This is a genomic window from Mucilaginibacter sp. UR6-11, from assembly GCF_020880695.1.
GTDB lineage: Bacteria > Bacteroidota > Bacteroidia > Sphingobacteriales > Sphingobacteriaceae > Mucilaginibacter.
In genome coordinates this window covers 218,110-235,067 of the sequence record NZ_JAJIWO010000003.1, presented here as the reverse complement: position 1 = coordinate 235,067, position 16,958 = coordinate 218,110, and the positions used below count along the sequence as shown (strand labels likewise).

General features: G+C 44.3%; 16 protein-coding genes. 9 read left to right on the top strand and 7 right to left on the bottom strand.

Annotated features, from left to right (window positions below):
- Together LJ658_RS09935 and LJ658_RS09930 are read left to right on the top strand one after the other, a co-directional pair.
- A complete protein-coding gene (locus LJ658_RS09935; protein WP_230546346.1) occupies positions 1–774 on the top strand; it encodes a class I SAM-dependent methyltransferase in 774 nt (257 codons plus the stop codon).
- Positions 774–1,691 carry a glycosyltransferase gene (locus LJ658_RS09930; RefSeq protein ID WP_230546345.1) on the top strand — a complete coding sequence of 306 codons (918 nt, stop codon included), beginning with the start codon at positions 774–776 and terminating at the stop codon, positions 1,689–1,691. Before LJ658_RS09935 ends, LJ658_RS09930 begins: the two co-directional genes overlap by 1 nt.
- A gap of 3 nt (positions 1,692–1,694) precedes the next feature.
- On the opposite strand, the gene LJ658_RS09925 is transcribed toward LJ658_RS09930, so the two are convergent.
- The 3 genes from LJ658_RS09925 to LJ658_RS09915 form a co-directional block, all read right to left on the bottom strand.
- Entirely contained in the window at positions 1,695–3,515 is a 1,821-nt protein-coding gene (locus tag LJ658_RS09925; RefSeq protein ID WP_230546344.1) for a glycoside hydrolase family 2 protein, read from the bottom strand.
- 71 nt (positions 3,516–3,586) lie between these two features.
- The gene (locus LJ658_RS09920; protein WP_230546343.1) at positions 3,587–4,333 is read right to left on the bottom strand and encodes a bifunctional 2-polyprenyl-6-hydroxyphenol methylase/3-demethylubiquinol 3-O-methyltransferase UbiG; all 747 of its coding nucleotides are present in this window, start codon (positions 4,331–4,333) and stop codon (positions 3,587–3,589) included.
- 19 nt (positions 4,334–4,352) lie between these two features.
- The gene (locus LJ658_RS09915) at positions 4,353–4,856 is read right to left on the bottom strand and encodes a serine acetyltransferase (RefSeq protein ID WP_230546342.1); all 504 of its coding nucleotides are present in this window, start codon (positions 4,854–4,856) and stop codon (positions 4,353–4,355) included.
- A 152-nt stretch (positions 4,857–5,008) separates the two neighbouring features.
- Here LJ658_RS09915 and LJ658_RS09910 point away from each other — a divergent pair, with 152 nt between their 5' ends.
- Together LJ658_RS09910 and LJ658_RS09905 are read left to right on the top strand one after the other, a co-directional pair.
- A complete protein-coding gene (locus LJ658_RS09910) occupies positions 5,009–6,277 on the top strand; it encodes a glycosyltransferase family 4 protein (RefSeq protein ID WP_230546341.1) in 1,269 nt (422 codons plus the stop codon).
- The gene (locus LJ658_RS09905; protein WP_230546340.1) at positions 6,274–7,032 is read left to right on the top strand and encodes a glycosyltransferase family 2 protein; all 759 of its coding nucleotides are present in this window, start codon (positions 6,274–6,276) and stop codon (positions 7,030–7,032) included. The genes LJ658_RS09910 and LJ658_RS09905 overlap by 4 nt, the downstream gene beginning before the upstream one ends.
- 83 nt (positions 7,033–7,115) lie before the next feature.
- On the opposite strand, the gene LJ658_RS09900 is transcribed toward LJ658_RS09905, so the two are convergent.
- The 4 genes from LJ658_RS09900 to uvrB all read right to left on the bottom strand — a co-directional run bounded on the left by LJ658_RS09900 (position 7,116) and on the right by uvrB (position 12,419).
- Positions 7,116–9,599, bottom strand: coding sequence for a hypothetical protein (locus LJ658_RS09900; protein ID WP_230546339.1), 2,484 nt, complete (start codon positions 9,597–9,599; stop codon positions 7,116–7,118).
- 85 nt (positions 9,600–9,684) lie between these two features.
- A complete protein-coding gene (locus tag LJ658_RS09895; RefSeq protein WP_230546338.1) occupies positions 9,685–9,966 on the bottom strand; it encodes a hypothetical protein in 282 nt (93 codons plus the stop codon).
- 10 nt (positions 9,967–9,976) lie between these two features.
- The gene (locus LJ658_RS09890; protein ID WP_230546337.1) at positions 9,977–10,240 is read right to left on the bottom strand and encodes a DUF4834 family protein; all 264 of its coding nucleotides are present in this window, start codon (positions 10,238–10,240) and stop codon (positions 9,977–9,979) included.
- A 151-nt stretch (positions 10,241–10,391) separates the two neighbouring features.
- Positions 10,392–12,419, bottom strand: a complete 2,028-nt coding sequence (gene uvrB, locus LJ658_RS09885) for an excinuclease ABC subunit UvrB (protein WP_230546336.1) — start codon at positions 12,417–12,419, stop codon at positions 10,392–10,394.
- Between the two features lie 232 nt (positions 12,420–12,651).
- Between uvrB and upp the strand changes: the two genes are divergently transcribed.
- The 5 genes from upp (at position 12,652) to LJ658_RS09860 (ending at position 16,587) form a co-directional block, all read left to right on the top strand.
- Positions 12,652–13,296, top strand: coding sequence for a uracil phosphoribosyltransferase (gene upp, locus LJ658_RS09880; protein WP_230546335.1), 645 nt, complete (start codon positions 12,652–12,654; stop codon positions 13,294–13,296).
- Positions 13,297–13,430: 134 nt separating this feature from the next.
- Positions 13,431–14,930: a M60 family metallopeptidase gene (locus LJ658_RS09875; RefSeq protein WP_230546334.1), complete on the top strand. Its 1,500-nt coding sequence runs from the start codon at positions 13,431–13,433 to the stop codon at positions 14,928–14,930.
- 88 nt (positions 14,931–15,018) lie between these two features.
- Positions 15,019–15,369, top strand: a complete 351-nt coding sequence (locus LJ658_RS09870) for a hypothetical protein (RefSeq protein WP_230546333.1) — start codon at positions 15,019–15,021, stop codon at positions 15,367–15,369.
- 7 nt (positions 15,370–15,376) lie between these two features.
- A complete protein-coding gene (locus LJ658_RS09865; protein WP_230546332.1) occupies positions 15,377–16,072 on the top strand; it encodes a YjjG family noncanonical pyrimidine nucleotidase in 696 nt (231 codons plus the stop codon).
- On the top strand, positions 16,069–16,587 hold the full coding sequence (locus LJ658_RS09860) for a DinB family protein (protein WP_230546331.1): 519 nt from the start codon (positions 16,069–16,071) through the stop codon (positions 16,585–16,587). Before LJ658_RS09865 ends, LJ658_RS09860 begins: the two co-directional genes overlap by 4 nt.
- The last annotated feature ends 371 nt before the right edge of the window (positions 16,588–16,958 follow it).

The window sequence follows — 16,958 nt, the reverse complement described above, 5'->3', positions numbered from 1 at the left end:
ATGCAGGAAGTTAACAGTAGCGAAAATCTTAAAACAGCCTATGATCATTATTATGAAAATAATGATGAAACCTGGCGCATGCTGGGCGCCAAATATAAGGTTGAGCATATTTTAGCCGTTTGTAAAGGATATACTTTTGATAAAGTGCTGGAAGTTGGTGCAGGCGACGGCGTAATTTTAAAGCTGCTGGCCGAACGCGGTTTTGCGCCCGAGTTACACGCGGTTGAGCTGTCTGCAAGCGGAGTGGAGCGGATAAAAGAAAGAAACATAGCCGCCATAAAATCTGTACAGGAGTTTGACGGCTATCATTTACCGTTTGAAGATGACAGCATGGACCTGATCATCCTTACCCATGTATTGGAGCATGTTGAGCATGAGCGGTTACTGCTGCGCGAACTGAAACGTGTTGCCAAAATGGTACTGATTGAAGTGCCCCGCGATTACCGGGCAGGGGTGGACAGCCGCATTAAACATTTCCTGGCTTACGGGCATATTAATGTTTATACGCCAACCTCACTCCGTTATTTGTTGCTGACGGAAGGATTTGAAGTGGTAAAGGATCTGACGGATACCATAGCGCCCGAAGTAACCAGGTTCTATACATTCAATACCCTGAAAAAGCCCAGGAATTTTTTAACTTCTTTTAAAATAGACCTGGAACACTCGATAAAAAAGCTCGCGGCTGCTATATTTGGTAAAAAGGTAGAAGAACAATTTGCTAATTATTATACCGTTCTGTGTAGAAAAGCAGACCATCAACCAGAGATATTTTAATGCAGAACCTTGCGCCCATAGCCCTGTTTGTCTATAACCGCCCCGACCATACGCGCCGTACCCTGGCCTCGCTGCAGCAGAACCTGTTAGCTGCCGACTCGGCGTTATTTGTGTTTTCTGACGGGCCGAAAACGGCTGCTGACGTTGCAAAAGTTGACGAGGTGAGGGCATTAATTGACGGGCTTACCGGTTTTAAATCGGTTAAACTGATTGCCCGTAAGGAAAACATGGGGCTTGCCAATTCAATCATAATGGGGGTAAGCCAGTTGGTGAGCGAGTTTGGAAAGATCATTGTATTTGAGGACGACCTGATCTCGTCGCCCTATACCCTGCAGTATTTTAACGAAGGGCTAACCCGGTATCAAAACGATGATGCAGTAATGCATATCGGCGCCTACATGTATGAGCTGGATGATAAATCCCTGCCCGATACTTTTTTTTACCGCATAGCCACCAGCTGGGGCTGGGCCACCTGGGCGCGTGCCTGGCGCGATTTTGAACCGGATATTGACAAATTGATGGCGCAGTTTGACCTGGAAAAGAAATATGATTTTTCGATAGAATATACCATGAACTTCTGGAAGCAAATGGAGGAGTTTAAGGCCGGCAGAAACAATTCGTGGGCCATCCGGTGGTATGCGTCGATTTTCTTAAAAGGAGGGCTTACGCTCAATCCTGCGCGCTCACTGGTGCATAACATAGGGCATGATGGTACCGGGGTGCATTCAAATATCGAAAACATGTACGGGGTTAGCGTGGCCCAACAGCCGGTAATCCAATTCCCGGAGGAAATCAAAGAGAACGCCCAGGCGCACCAGGCCATTAAGCGCTTTCTGAAAAACCGCAAGGGTACGCTCATGCAAAGGGGCATGCGCCTGTTTAAGCAATGGAAAATAAAGCGCGGGGCTAAGAACTAGCGCCTACTTTACTGCAACCGGAACCAGCTTATAACTTTCTTTAATAACCGCTTCATTTACCGCTTTAACCCGGTCTGTCTCCATTTTCTCAACGGCGCGATCATAAGTCAATACGCCGTTTACTTCGTGTTCCACATCGGTAGTTTGCGTATAGATAGCTACGCTCAGGCCCCGGTACTTCATCAGTTGTTCTACCTGGTTTAGTAAAAGCACATACCTGTCGGTTAACCGTGTTTTGGTTGGTTCATAGGCATAGGCATCGTTTTCTACCGGCCACATGTGGCCCCTCACAAACAAGCCAACACCGCCAAATTCGCCCAAGGAGGCCGCACGGTGCTCGTCCGGTTTTGAAGCCCCGTTGGGGCCCACATAAATATGCGTATCCACATAATCACCATTCCCCGGATCGCCATAGGCTTTTTGATAGTCAGGGTTGTTGTTGAACCCGGAGTTGCCGTTTACCAGCCTTGACGGATCGTACTGTTTAACCCAATCGGTTATATTTTTAACATCAAATGCGCCCCAGTTTTCATTAAAAGGTACCCAGGTGATGATAGAAGGCGAATTATAATGGTCATCTATAATGGCTTTTAATTCTTTCCTGAATTCCTTGCGGGTTTTTAGGGTATCTTCATTCTGGTACCAAATGGCTGGCATATCCTGCCAAACCAACAGGCCTAATTTATCAGCCCAGTAATAAAACCGCTGCGGCTCGGTCTTCATGTGTTTCCTGATGAGGTTATAGCCTGCGTTTTTAGTGAACTGGATATCAAATTTAAGCGCTTCTTCTGTTGGGGCTGTTAAAATGCCATCGGGCCAGTAACCCTGATCAAGCAAGCCGAGCTGCATAATAAACCTGCCGTTGATTAATGGCCGGTTAACACCATTAACCCTGCCTAATTTAATATCGCGCATGCCAAAATAGCTTTTTACCTCGTCTGCAACGCCGCCATGTGTATCTGCCAGGCTGATCTTCAGATCATACAAAAAAGGCTCATCAGGCGACCAGAGTTTAGGCGCCTTTAGCGGTAAGTAAAAATAAGTACCGCCGACCGATTCGGTTTCTGAAACTACCTTATTCCCATCCAGAGCTACGGCGGTCACTTTTCCACCGCCGCTGGTGTTCACCAATACTTTTAAGCGGCTGTTGGCCAAATCGGGCAGCAGCCGGATATTCTGTATGTAGTTTTTATTAACAGGCTCCAGCCATACGGTTTGCCATATACCTGAGCAAAAAGTATAATCGCCACGCGGGCCGCTTTTGCCCGACGGCACGCGGCCGTCATTTAAATCCTGCACCGCTACCACAAGTGTATTTTTACCGTTTATTAAATATGGGGTAATGTTGAAACTAAAGCCATCATAGCTTCCTTCGTGATAGCCTGCCTTATGGCCGTTAACAAATAAAGTGGCATGATGGGCAACGCCATCAAAATGAATGATGACCTGTTTGTTTTTCCAGTCGGCGGGGATCTCTACGCTACGGCGGTACCACATATTAATTTCCTGGCCACGCTGTATGCCGGATAATACAGACTCAGGGCAATAGGGCACCCGGATTTTTTCTGTCACATTATCAAAAGTGATCGATTTTTCCGGAGCGAGCGCGTCAGCCGTGTTTTTACCGCCACGGTAATCCCATTGGCCGTTTAAGCATAGCCAATCCCGGCGCTGCAACTGCGGCCTTGGATAGTCAGGGAAAGGGACGGCGGCGGTCATAGCAGCCCTGGTCCATGCCGTAGGTAGCTTAGCTTCCTGGGCAAACAGATCAGAACAGATCATAAAGAAGAACAGGAATAACAGTTTGGCCCGATTGGTATTCATAATATATTGGTCTTTTAAAACGTATTATAAATTGATAAGCCGGAGACGCAAAACATTTTGCCCCGCGGTTGTTATTTCGTTGCCTTCAGCACAATGTAGGGCGACAGCGCCTTACTCTCAAACGGAACCAGCTTAGTTACAACCTTACCGGCAAACCACAGGCTTTTAACAAATGCTTTTGCCAGGGCAGATTGCGTGCCCTTGTTTTCCAACCACATCGAAAATTTACCGTAGTAATATGATTCTACTTCGGTTAAACCCAATTGCCTGCAACAGTCGGCAAGCAGAGCAGGGTCCATGCATTCAATATAGTGTTTATTGTAATTCTCCAGGTCAAATTTACGCTGCACCCAGCCATTGATGCTTTTAAAATTGGGCAGGGTTATAAATAGCGTGCCGCCGGTTTTTAAAAACGGCAGGTGCGTTTCAATAATCGCTTTGGTGTCTTTAAAATGTTCTATCAGGCCAAAGGACAATACCATATCATATTGTTCAACTGGCTTATACGTAAACAGATCGGCTTCAATTACTTTAATGTCGTCTTGTTTTAAACCGTTTTTTTCCAGTAATTCGTTTATCAGTCCCGGGTGGATAAAATAATCAAACAGGGTGGTGTCCATGTTCTCATATTTTTTCAGGTAGATAGCGTAATAACCGGGGAAACCGCCCAGCTCGATAGCTGTTTGTGCACCTTTTTGCGCTTTGATCTTTCCCAGTATATCACCAAAAATATAATCACGCTTAATGTTGAATATCAGGCCCAGTCTTGATTCCCAAAATGCTTTCCAAAAAGAACGGTCGGTTAAGTTATTATCCATTAATGCTGTAGCCTGATTTTTATAATTTATCTTTTGGTGCTAATATCCTGGCCGGGTTACCCACTGCCACGCTGTTAGCCGGTATGCTTTTGGTTACTACTGATCCGGCGCCAATAATTACGTTGTCGCCAATTTCAATATCACCGATAATCACCACATTGGCGCCGATATCAACATTATTGCCGATGCGCGGGCAACGGCCAAATGTGCCGTCGGCTTGTTTTTTATGGCCGATGGTGGTTGAGTTTCTTAATACACAATTGTCGCCGATTACAACCCCCAGGTTAACTACCAGCGCCTGCCCGTGATATAGCGACAGGCCCTTACCCACCGTGGTTTTGCGCGGTAATTCAATCCCCCAAACCCATTCAACCAGATACCGGTAAAACATCAGGTACGGAAAAAAGATCACCTTGGTAACCATCGACCGGTTAATGAGCGATACCAGCCTGAACATAAACATCACCAGCTGCCCCTTAAAATTTCTCCGGTTTGATTGCCAATCCTGAAATAAATAGCTCATGCCTGTTTAATGCTTTGGGTGTTTGTTTATTGAATAACCAAAAGTAAAATTTTTCGGCGGAATATGTGACAGAAAATGGGGTAATAAAGGGGCCCCCTCAACCCGCGGAGTTAGCCCACGGCATTCGGCATTTTATTATTATAATTGTGACAATGAAAATAAGCCTCATCAATACGTCTGATGCCGGTGGCGGCGCACCCGCTGCCTGCCTGCGCCTTTTAAAGGCCTTAACCGGACAAAATGTTGATGCCCGCTTATTGGTTCAATACAAAAAAACCGGCGATGAACATGTCACCGCGATTGTTAATAGCTTCGTAACCAAATTAAAAGCGCAGTTAGATTTTTTGCGCGAGCGGATCCCGTTCATACTTTTTCATGAAAAAGACAAATCGGTTCGGTTTGCTTTCTCAACTGCTAACGTGGGTACGGATATTGTTAAAAATCCGCTTGTCGCTGGTGCTGATATCATCCACCTTCACTGGACAAACTCCGGCTTTTTATCCATAGCCGATCTGAAACGACTGGTTGATACCGGTAAACCCATTGTATGGACCCTGCATGACATGTGGACGTTTACCGGCGGCTGCCATTACTCGGGCACCTGTAATCATTTTATAAATGAATGCGGTAACTGCCCTTTTTTACGCGATGCAGGTGACAATGATATCTCGCATAGCGGCTGGCTGCGCAAGGCCGCTTTATATGCCGGGGCAAAAAACATAACCTTCGTTACCTGCAGCCGGTGGCTGGCCGGCGTTGCCAAGCAAAGTTCGCTTTTGAAAGATTTCAGGATCGAGTCGATCCCGAATCCGATTGACATCAACACTTTCTTGCCGAAGGATAAAGCGGCGGCACGCAGGCAACGCGACATCGACCCGTCAGCTAAAATAATTTTGTTTGGCGCCGCAAACATTAACGACAGGCGCAAGGGCATAAGCTATCTGGTTGAGGCCTTACATATTCTGAAAGCCGGTTATCCGCAGAGCGAAAAGACCGAAATTGTGATATTTGGTAAGAACAACCATTTTGATGTGAGCCGGCTGCCCTTTAAGGTACATGAGTTAAATCTGATCCGTTCGCAGGATGAGCTGGCTGATATTTACAGCATGGCTGATGTGTTTGTAACACCATCTTTAGAAGATAACTTGCCCAATACCATTATGGAAGCAATGGCCTGCGGCACGCCCGTTGTGGCTTTTAATACCGGTGGGATACCTGAAATGGTAGATCATCAACAAAACGGTTACCTGGCCGGGTTTAAATCGGCCACCGATATGGCCAAAGGACTGCACGAAATACTTAACGCAGTTAACGCTGCAGAACTGTCGGCCGGCGCCCGCCAAAAAGTACTGGATAATTATACCAATGAAAATGTTGCCGGGCAATATATCAACCTGTATCAATCCATCTTTAATAAATGAAAGCCGCACAGCCCATATTATCTGTAATTACGATTGTTTATAACAACGCGAAGTATATTGAGCGTACCATGCTTTCGGTATTGAACCAGACGTACCGGGGCATTGAATATATCGTGATAGACGGCCGGTCAACCGATGGCACGCTTGAGGTCATCGAAAAATATAAAAGCCGCGTTGCCAAACTCATCAGCGAAAAAGACAAAGGTATTTATGATGCCATGAATAAAGGCCTGGCCGCGGCGACGGGCGACTACGTGCTTTTCATGAACTCGGCAGATGAGTTTTATGCAGACGACACCGTGGCAAACGTTTTTGCTACCGCGCCTGATGCCGATATTTATTATGGCGAAACTGAAATGATAGACGAGGAGGGAAGGAGCCTTGGCCGCCGCCGCCATAAAGCCCCGGCCAATTTTACGTGGCGAAGCTTTAAATACGGCATGAGTGTAAGCCACCAGGCTATCTATATTAAACGATCATTGGTTGAACCGTATGACCCCCGGTACCAGTTAAGCGCGGATATCGACTGGATACTACGTGCGGTTAAAAAAGCTAAGCGCATTGTCAATGTAAATCAATATGTTGCCAGGTACCAGGTGGGTGGCATGTCAAAATTAAAACACCGGCAAAGTCTGGCCGAGCGGTTTGATATTATGAAACGGCATTATGGGTTGTTACCAACCCTGTTTAACCATGCGGTAATCGCTTTTAACCTGGGATGGTATTGGTTGAGGAATAGAAGGACTAATGATTAAGCCCTTGTCATTATAATGATAAGGACTAATAAAAAAAGGTGCTGAGTAAAACTCAGCACCTTTTTTTATTAGTGAGCATTAGCTTACGCTTTCTTACCTGTCGGTTTCTTTTTATTCTCGGTATAGCCGGCAAAACCTAATGCCAGTATCAGCAATACAGATCCGGCTAATGAAATATCCTCGCCGGCGTAGTACGATACCGGGTGGAAAATAAATTCGACTTTATGCAGTCCAACCGGTATTTGGGCGGCACGTAGCAAATAGTCGGCACGGAAGTACGGGGTTTCAACACCGTCAATATACATTTTCCAGCCTTTGTTATAATAGACCTCAGAGAACACCGCAATTTGCGACGTGGTTGAGCTGCTTTGATAAGTCATGTGGTCCGGGTTATAGTTTACCAGTTTTATCGTCGCGTTGGTATCTATCAATGATGATTTTTCATCAATCAGACTTTTGTATTTCTGATCAATGATGGCTGTTTCTTTCGGTGCGAAACTGCTGATGGCTTCCATTTCCTCATCGGCATTTTTTGCATATTTAACATGCTGCACAAACCAGGCATGGCCACAGGCGGTGTTGTTTACCTGCATATTAAGACTTTGTGTTTTTGGGTCCTGGGTGATGATGTATTTAACATTCATCATATCTAAAACGTCATGATTGATGCTTTTTGAGAATTGATTATCCAATATTTCCTGGTAACGTTTTAAACGTGCCGCCGAATATCCGCTAAACGACTTATGGAAAAACGGATTTACCAAATCATAGGTTTGAGATACAGTACTGTCAAATACCTTGAAATCAGGATCGGTATCCCGGGCGATGAATTGATCTACCACCCGCGGTTGGGGTTTGTTCGATTCCTGCTTCTCTGTGAAGTTTTCATCTTTCAGGTAGCGCTTGTCTATCTGCCATACATCAACTAAGATCAATACCAAAAAGCTGATTGATAATACAGTAACATTTATTTTGTGTTTGATAAATGCCCATAGTATTGCAAAAGCAATCAGGACAAATAATAAGGAGCGTATAGCGTCCGCACGTTCAAGGGCCAGCCTGTCCTTAACAATAGCGTTTGATACTGCTGTAGCTACGTTGGTATCGTTTTGTAACGCCTGCGCAAGTGCCTGTACGCCATTTGCCTGCTCTGCTGATCTGAAGCTCAATAATACTTCCGGCAACGCTATCAGTACCAATAGCAGGCCGCCGGTTATATACAGGGCAATTTTAAGCTTTTTAAAAATCTCTTTGCTGTCAGCAGCCTCAATAACCTCTTTAATAGCCAGGAACGCCAGTATAGGGAAACACAGGGCTGCGACCGCCAGTACAGATTCTACCGTGCGGAATTTATTGTAAAGCGGAAAGTAGTTAAAAAATATATCGGACACATAAGGCCAGTTGCCGCCAAAAGAAAGAAGCATGGTTAAAACAACGGTAGCCAGCAACCACCATTTTACGCGGTTTTTAACAACCAGCAAGCCAAATATAAACAAGAAACAAATAGCCGCACCAAAGTAAAACGGTCCGCTGGTATTGGGTTTAGTGCCCCAGTAAGTGCCCATGCCCGGGAAGCCGCCAATTTGGTTAGCCAATCTTATGGCTTGATCTTCCGGAACATTGCGCGCTGTAAACACCTTCACTGTTTCAGAATTTTGATCCAGCATTTCGGTCGAGCTGCCGCCACCGTAAGCATTGGGCACTAAAAATGTAAAACATTCGCCAACGCTTTGGCTGTAAGTATAGGCATAGTCTTTGGCAAGTCCGCTGCTTGGCTCAGTTGTATGTTGGGTTAAGTTTGATTGTCCTCTTATCGTTTCTTTACCATAATCATAAGTGCTCCAAAGTATTGACGCATTTACGGTTATTGCCAATAATAATGCCCCTCCCAGGTATGCCAATGATTTTAAATACGGCGCGGTGTTTTTGGCTTTTATGGCGTGATATAATTCAATGCCCGCTAAAATAAGGATAGCCAGCATAAGGTAATAAGTCATTTGTATATGGTTGGCCCTGATCTCCATCGTAAGAAAAAGCGCCGTAAGTGCTCCGCCCAATATGTATTTGCCACGCAAGGTTAGTATTATACTGGCCAGTATAGGTGCAAAAAAGGCTATTGCATAGGCCTGGTTAGAGTGCCCCGCCACCAGTAAAATTATATTGTAGGATGAAAAGGTAAAAGCTATGGCGCCTGCTGCCGATAGCCAGGGGTTCAACTTTAATACGATGAACAGAAAATAAGTGCCCAATAAAAAAATCAGAACTGTGTCAATAGGGTTAGGGAATACTACTTTTAAAGCATGGATAACATGCGTAGTTACGTTAGCCTTGTAAGGCGCCCATAGCTGAAAGGCCGGCATGCCGCCAAATATCTGGTTCGTCCATAAAATAGTAGTGTCTTTGGCTTTATAAGCGTCAATTTCTGTTGCCGAGGACTGGGCGCCGGTAACGTCCGCCTGCCCTAATGTTTTTCCCTGGAAAGCAGGTGTGAAATATAAAAAGCATATCACTATAAAAATTCCGGCGATGGCGAAGTGAATGCCGTTGCGCTTAAACCAGTTATTCATCTGAGTTGTTTATTATGGATAATAAATTAATGCTCAAAAATAGAAAATTGCCTGACAATAGGAATTATATGTTTGAAAGGTTTTATCAGAGTTGGTTGTGGGCAATATAAAACAGGAATAAAATGCCTGTCCAGCTTATTACATAGGCAATTATTACCGGTTTGGTAAATTCCTCGATATTTCTGCGGATGTTGAAATAATTGTAAGTGATTAAAAGAGCAATAGTCAGTAAAAAGAACCAGTTGATCTTGGCATCAACCGTAAACAGGGTACAGCAAACCACGTAGTTGGCAATGATAAGTAAAGCGTATTTTGGCGTATTGTTATGATTACGCCTGCGCTTAAATATTTCGCCGGTTGATTCCATTTAGGTTTTTTTATTTTACTTCTTCGTAGTCAACAAATTCGCCCTCACTGTCGGGGAACTTGCCTTTTTTTCGGTCTTCGGGCACATAATCAACTTTTATACGGCCGGTGGGCTGTTTTTGGCTGCTGTTATAATTGGTTTGTTGCTGCTGATGTTGTTGCTGCGCCTTGTTAACCACGCTTTGAAAAAGCATTGGTATTAACCAGCGCATAATGGCCCTTACTATATATAGTATTCCTATTGCAATAAAGAGGAAACGGATTAATCCTTCCATTTGATAAATTCTTTTTAATTAAAGCGTACAAATATAATATTATAACGACAAAATTGTTTGGTTATGATTTTAGTTGTTATTAAGACAAATGTGCGATAGTATTTGTTACATCAAAGAAGTGTCATAACAACTACCCCAACAAAGTACATGCTTAACTAAACTTTTCCTCCATCATTTTCTCCAAAGCAAACATTTCATCGCGCAGTTTGGCAGCAAGCAGGAAGTTCATGTCTTTGGCTGCTGCCAGCATCTCTTTCCTGGTGTTCTCTATCGATTTCTTGAGATCGGGCTTAGACATATATTGCACGATAGGATCTGCTGCCATGCTGATCGTATCCTGTTCCACGTATGCTTTTTGCACCCCGTCCTGGAAATCCATTACGGATGTTTGTTCAATAATTTCGGCGCGGGTTTTACCTACCGTTAATGGTGTTATACCATGTTCGGTGTTATAAGCTATCTGTAATTCGCGCCGGCGGGTGGTTTCACTTATGGTGATGGCCATCGAGTCGGTTATTTTATCAGCATACATAATTACCCGCCCGCGGTCGTTACGCGCGGCCCGGCCTATGGTTTGTATTAATGAACGCTCGCTGCGTAAAAAGCCTTCCTTGTCAGCATCAAGGATCGCTACCAATGACACTTCCGGCAGGTCCAGTCCTTCACGCAACAGGTTAATCCCTATCAGTACATCAAAAACACCCAGCCGCAGATCGCGCAGGATCTCTACCCGTTGCAGGGTTTTAACTTCCGAGTGGATGTAGCGGCATTTAATCCCCAACCTGTCCATATACTTTGCCAGTTCTTCGGCCATGCGTTTGGTTAGGGTGGTTACCAGCACGCGGTCGCCCTGTTTCACAATTTTATCTACCTCATCCAACAAATCATCCACCTGGTTTATTACCGGGCGCACTTCAATTATCGGGTCAAGCAGGCCGGTTGGGCGTATCACCTGTTCAACCACTACACCTCCCGATTTTTCCAGTTCAAAATCAGCGGGCGTGGCGCTTACATAAATGGTTTGCGGCGCCAGGCGTTCAAACTCCTGGAAGTTTAGCGGGCGGTTATCCATCGCCGCAGGCAAACGGAAACCATAGTCAACCAATGAGATCTTACGTGAGCGGTCACCACCGTACATAGCGCGGATCTGCGGAACGGTTACATGGCTCTCATCGATCACCATCAGGTAATCCTCAGGGAAGTAATCCAGTAAACAGAACGGCCGTGCGCCCGGGGCGCGCCCATCAAAAAAGCGCGAATAGTTTTCAATTCCCGAGCAGTAGCCTAGCTCGCGGATCATCTCCAGGTCGTAATTAACTCGTTCCTCTAACCGCTTGGCTTCCAGGAAACGGCCATCGTTAATAAATTGCTTTTTGCGGGTTTCCAGCTCTTCCTGTATGGCCCAGATGGATTGGGTAAAACGCTCGCGCGGGGCAACGTACAGGTTGGCTGGGTAAAGCACCATGTGGGTCATCTTCTCAACCGTTTTGCCTGTGCCGATGTCAAAGGTGCTTAGTTCTTCAATATCATCACCAAAAAAAGAGATGCGGTAAGCATGATCCATATAGGCCGGGAAGATGTCAACCGTGTCGCCTTTAACCCTGAAAGTACCACGCTTAAAATCGGCTGTGGTGCGCGAGTATAATATTTCAACCAGGCGGTGCAAAAACGCGTTGCGGCTTATGCGCGTGCCCACCGCGAATTTAAATACCGAGTTGGCAAAATCCTCCGGGTTCCCCATACCATAAATACAGGATATGGACGACACTACAATAACATCGCGCCGGCCACTCATTAAGGCCGAGGTGGTGCGTAAACGCAGTTTTTCAATTTCTTCGTTTATTTGAAGATCCTTTTCTATATAGGTATTGGTGGTAGGTATAAAAGCTTCGGGCTGATAATAATCGTAATAGGATACAAAATAGTTAACCGCATTCTCCGGAAAAAACTGCTTAAACTCGCCATACAGCTGCGCAGCCAAAGTTTTATTATGGCTTAAAACCAGCGTAGGTTTTTGCGTTTGCTGTATCACATTGGCAATACTGAACGTTTTACCCGAGCCGGTTACCCCCAGCAGGGTTTGAAAAGGATCGCCGTTATTTACACCTTCAACCAGTTGCCTGATGGCTTCGGGCTGGTCGCCGGTGGGTTTGTATTGAGATGTTAATTTGAAATCCATTGGTGATGTAAAAATACGGTTTTTGGAAGATTAGTGATTGAAGATTGAAGATTAGTTGATTAGCACAGGCATAGTTTTACATTTTATTAACTAAACAAAAGTAGTGCCCGTTAATGACAGCCTTATGTCAGTAGTAACAAGAATATTAAAGACGTATAATCTAAACGCCAAATTCATTATATTTATATGGTGCTAATAACCCCTGATTAACTAACCGCTAAACTTCACCCCTATGCTTTTCATTCTTAATAAAACCAACACCATTGCCAATAGTTTTTTAGCCGAAATGCGTGATGTAAATATCCAGCAGGATAAGCAGCGCTTCAGGCATAACCAGGAGAAACTGGGCGGGATATTGGCTTATGAAATAAGCAAGACATTGAAATATACGCCGGCCGAGATACAAACGCCATTAGGGATCTGTGCCCTTAATTTACCTGCAGATGTACCGGTGCTGGGTACGATACTACGGGCCGGGCTGCCTTTTTACCAGGGATTTTTAAATTACTTTGACCAGGCCGAGTCGGCTTTTATAACCGCCTGCCGTAAGGTTAAGCGGTCTGGCGATTTTACCATACGGATAGACCATATATCGGCCCCAAACCTTGACGGTAAAACTTTTATTTTATGCGATACCATGCTGGCCACCGGCCAGAGTATTGTTGATGTTTGTAAGGAGTTAATGGCCAGCTATAAAATAGCCAACCTGCATATTGCGGCAGTGATTGCCAGTACAGAAGGCATCCGGCATTTGCGCGCCAACCTGCCCAAAGCCAAAATATGGGTTTGCGCGGTTGATGAGGAAATGACCAGCAAATCATACATCGTACCGGGGTTGGGGGATGCGGGGGATTTGGCGTTTGGGGAGAAAAATTGATTGATTTCGGACTTCGGAATTTCGATTTTGGATTTAAATTAACCTGGTGGATTGTTAAAAATAGTTAATGTTTATTCCCTTTGCACGAGCTTAAACTTTTATTGCTTTTCTTTATGCTACCAAAAACTTACTTAATGGCCTGCAGATCTTATTGCATATTAACTTGTGTTTTATTGCTAATTACGGGTGCTTTTTCTTTAAAAGCGCAAAGCACCGCGTCTAAGTTACTTACACATGTGGATAGTTTGCACGTACCATCGCCTTCAAAACCAGTATTAAATAATACCCCTGAATTAAAAAGGGCCACTAAAATTGGATATCGCGAATATAACCTGTTACAGGATTTTGACCATCATCCTGAAGCCAAAGCGGTAGGTTATAAAATATTTCCAGGCGATGTGCCGGCCAACGCGACGCGTGTTAATCAAACGGTTACTATCCCGGTTAAGGTGGGAACGCAGCCACTTAATGATCCCGGGTCTGTCTACTATCGTGCGCATAGCACTGGTTTATATGTGCCGGCAGGCGAGAAGGTAACCATTACAATTAATGATAACGATATTAAACAATATTTTAGGGCGCAAATTGGTGTGCATAATGATGATGTTACGCACCTGGATGAATTTAAACGTATTCCTTTTGATCTGACCGTGACCTTCAGACTGGATGCAAAACAGGTTGATGTTTATTCGCCTTACGGCGGATTACTGCTGATAAACATTGCTGACACCACCAGTCTAAAAACCGTCACCCTAAATGTAAAAGGTGCGGTAAAGGCTCCTTATTTTAAACTCGGTGAAACCAGCGAAGCAGACTGGAACCTCAGCATTCGCAATAATCCCGGTCCATGGGCCGAGTTGGCTACTGATAACATCGTTCTTACAGTGCCATCATACCGGATAAGAAAATTGGATAACCCGGTAAAGTTGATGAAATTTTGGGATGAGGTAATGAATGCCGATGCAGACCTTGCTGCCATGCCCCAAAAACGCATGCATCATGAACGTATCATTATTGATAATGATGTGGCTTACGGTTATATGTTCACAACACTTGATAAGATCGTGTCGCCTGATGATGAAAGTTGCGAATGGATGCTCAATGAACAGTTTATCCGTTCGCACGGTTCATGGGGCACATTTCATGAGTTGGGCCATAGGCACCAGTATTGGCCGTTTGAAGATGGGGCAACGCAGGAAGTTACCGTGAATTTGTATACGATGTATGTGTACGATAAAGTATTGCACAAAGGCATTTATCAGCATGAAGGTATGGAAAGCCGCCAGGAAGTAATTGCAAAAATTATGAGTTATATAAGCTCGCCTGATGCCGGGTATAACAAATGGGCACAAGACCCTTTCCTGGCCCTGGCTATGTACATTCAGATCATTGACGCTTTTGGCTGGAATGCTATAAAAACAGTTAATGCTGCTTATCGCAATACCCCAAAAGACCAGTTTCCAAAAACCGCCCAACAAAAAATCGACTTCAGATTTATTACGCTTTGCAAAGCAACCAACAGCAACTTATCACGATTTTTTGAGGTGTGGCGCATCCCTGTTTCTTATGTAGCCAAGAAACAGGTTGAAGGACACAAAGAATGGTTCCCTCCGGAGTTAGGTGCATATAAGTAATCCCGGTATTGTCTCAACTGCCAGGATTGTTATTGTTTTAAACAATAGTACTGATAATGGGTTATACCCAATATTAACTCACATCACGATGAAAAAGACAATCAGAACATTAATTACAGCCGCGCTAATTGCAGGTTCGGTAAGTGTATTTGCCGATAAACTACCGAAAAAAGAGTATGTAAAAGTGCCGGCCGGAAGAAGCATTACCATGCAGCCTTCTATAAACCATCTTGGTCACGCTTACGGGACTGTGGCTATAGATTTTGTAATAGATAAAAACGGTAATGTAATATCGGCGACAGCCGACCGCAGGCACACTACCGTTCGCGACCGGGTGTTTATACATAAAGTAGAGGAGGCGGTAATGGCCATGAAATTTAACAAGGATAGGCACGCACGCAATGAAGAGCGGGGTAGCCTGGCTTACTCGTTCAGATAAAATTACAATGAAACAATACCAGCACATCTTCTTTGACCTCGACCACACCATCTGGGATTTTGATAAAAATGCCGAAGAAGCGCTGCATGAGCTCTATGTTATTCATAAACTGAAAGACATAGGCTTAACATCAGCCGATGTGTTTATTGAAACCTATACGGAAAACAATCACCGCCTCTGGCGCGAATATCATGTAGGCAATATTACTAAAGAGGCCCTGCGTGAGGCACGTTTTAAACAAACCTTTCTTGATTTAGGCGTACACCCCGATATAATTCCGCATGGTTTTGAGGACGCGTATGTAGAGCTCTGCCCAACTAAAACTAATTTGTTCCCCAACGCGCACGAAACGCTGGCTTATCTGCAGTCAAAATATACGCTGCACCTGATATCCAACGGATTTAAAGAATCTCAGGACATAAAGATCAATGGCACCGGGATAGGTAAATATTTTACCCATGTTATCATATCAGAGCTGGTTGGTGTTAATAAACCCGATAAAGCGATATTTGAACACGCCGTTAATTTGGCCGGTACAACCAAATACGAAAGCCTGATGGTAGGCGATAGTTTGGAAGCCGACGTGCTGGGAGCGTTAAACTTTGGCATGGATGCCGTGTTTTTTAACCCGTTTAATGCCCCCAAACCTGATGCGGTAAAAATGCAGATCAGTGATTTAAAAGAGCTAACTTTAATGCTATGAAAATAGCCGGAGCGCGCAGAGCCATTGATGCCGCACTTGATAATTACCGAAACCAGTTAGATACCATTCCTGATGAGTTGTTTGAAGCGACGCCGCCCAACGGCGGATGGTCTTTTGCCGAGGTATACTCGCATATCCTGCAGGCTACAATAGGCTCGACCATTGCTGCCGAGCGTTGCGCAAACGGCACCTGCGAGCCAACTAAAAAGGGTCTTACACTTGTGGGCAGGTTTGCACTGCTATTTGGCTACATGCCGAAGGTAAAATCCACCGAAGAAGGCGCCCAAATCCCTGTAAAGAAATTAACCAAAGAAGAAGCACGCAATCTGCTTATAAAATGCCGCAACAGAGTGGATGTTATCACTCCGAAGGTATATAACGCTAAACAATTCAGCCGCTTTAAACACTCCCGCTTTGGGCTGTTGAATGCGCAGCAATGGTTTAGGTTTATACTGGTGCATTTAAATCATCATTTAAAGCAAATTGAGCGGATAAAAAATAAATTTTCAATCTGATGAAACCTTTTATATTTAATGCAGTCTTAATGATAAAATAATATAGATTAACCACCTTTGTAAAAACCTGTTATCATGCATTTTGAATACGCGTATATGGTTGTAATAATACTCCTGCTATTGGTAGGTTTATTTTATTTAAGTCCATATGAACTTACCGTTAATGAAGAGGAAGGCGAAGAATAAAATTTCGCTCTATTCATTCTCCTAATGTATCTGGTAAATTACCGGGCCGGCCGTAGTTCTCTCTTATTTATCGCCAATTTCATTGCTTTTTATTCTTTAAATGCAGCTAATTGCGGATGGATTATCCCATGCAAAAGGTTTAATTAAACCAGTTACTATAGTTAATACTTAATGCAATCTTAACA

Coding starts and splice junctions, on each gene's coding strand:
- LJ658_RS09895 (WP_230546338.1), bottom strand. CDS start 9,966: ATGGAATCAACCGGCGAAATATTTAAGCGCAGGCGTAATCATAACAAT.
- upp (WP_230546335.1), top strand. CDS start 12,652: ATGCTTTTCATTCTTAATAAAACCAACACCATTGCCAATAGTTTTTTA.
- LJ658_RS09870 (WP_230546333.1), top strand. CDS start 15,019: ATGAAAAAGACAATCAGAACATTAATTACAGCCGCGCTAATTGCAGGT.
- LJ658_RS09875 (WP_230546334.1), top strand. CDS start 13,431: ATGGCCTGCAGATCTTATTGCATATTAACTTGTGTTTTATTGCTAATT.
- LJ658_RS09910 (WP_230546341.1), top strand. CDS start 5,009: ATGAAAATAAGCCTCATCAATACGTCTGATGCCGGTGGCGGCGCACCC.
- LJ658_RS09865 (WP_230546332.1), top strand. CDS start 15,377: ATGAAACAATACCAGCACATCTTCTTTGACCTCGACCACACCATCTGG.
- LJ658_RS09920 (WP_230546343.1), bottom strand. CDS start 4,333: ATGGATAATAACTTAACCGACCGTTCTTTTTGGAAAGCATTTTGGGAA.
- uvrB (WP_230546336.1), bottom strand. CDS start 12,419: ATGGATTTCAAATTAACATCTCAATACAAACCCACCGGCGACCAGCCC.
- LJ658_RS09915 (WP_230546342.1), bottom strand. CDS start 4,856: ATGAGCTATTTATTTCAGGATTGGCAATCAAACCGGAGAAATTTTAAG.
- LJ658_RS09905 (WP_230546340.1), top strand. CDS start 6,274: ATGAAAGCCGCACAGCCCATATTATCTGTAATTACGATTGTTTATAAC.
- LJ658_RS09930 (WP_230546345.1), top strand. CDS start 774: ATGCAGAACCTTGCGCCCATAGCCCTGTTTGTCTATAACCGCCCCGAC.
- LJ658_RS09900 (WP_230546339.1), bottom strand. CDS start 9,599: ATGAATAACTGGTTTAAGCGCAACGGCATTCACTTCGCCATCGCCGGA.
- LJ658_RS09925 (WP_230546344.1), bottom strand. CDS start 3,515: ATGAATACCAATCGGGCCAAACTGTTATTCCTGTTCTTCTTTATGATC.
- LJ658_RS09860 (WP_230546331.1), top strand. CDS start 16,069: ATGAAAATAGCCGGAGCGCGCAGAGCCATTGATGCCGCACTTGATAAT.
- LJ658_RS09935 (WP_230546346.1), top strand. CDS start 1: ATGCAGGAAGTTAACAGTAGCGAAAATCTTAAAACAGCCTATGATCAT.
- LJ658_RS09890 (WP_230546337.1), bottom strand. CDS start 10,240: ATGGAAGGATTAATCCGTTTCCTCTTTATTGCAATAGGAATACTATAT.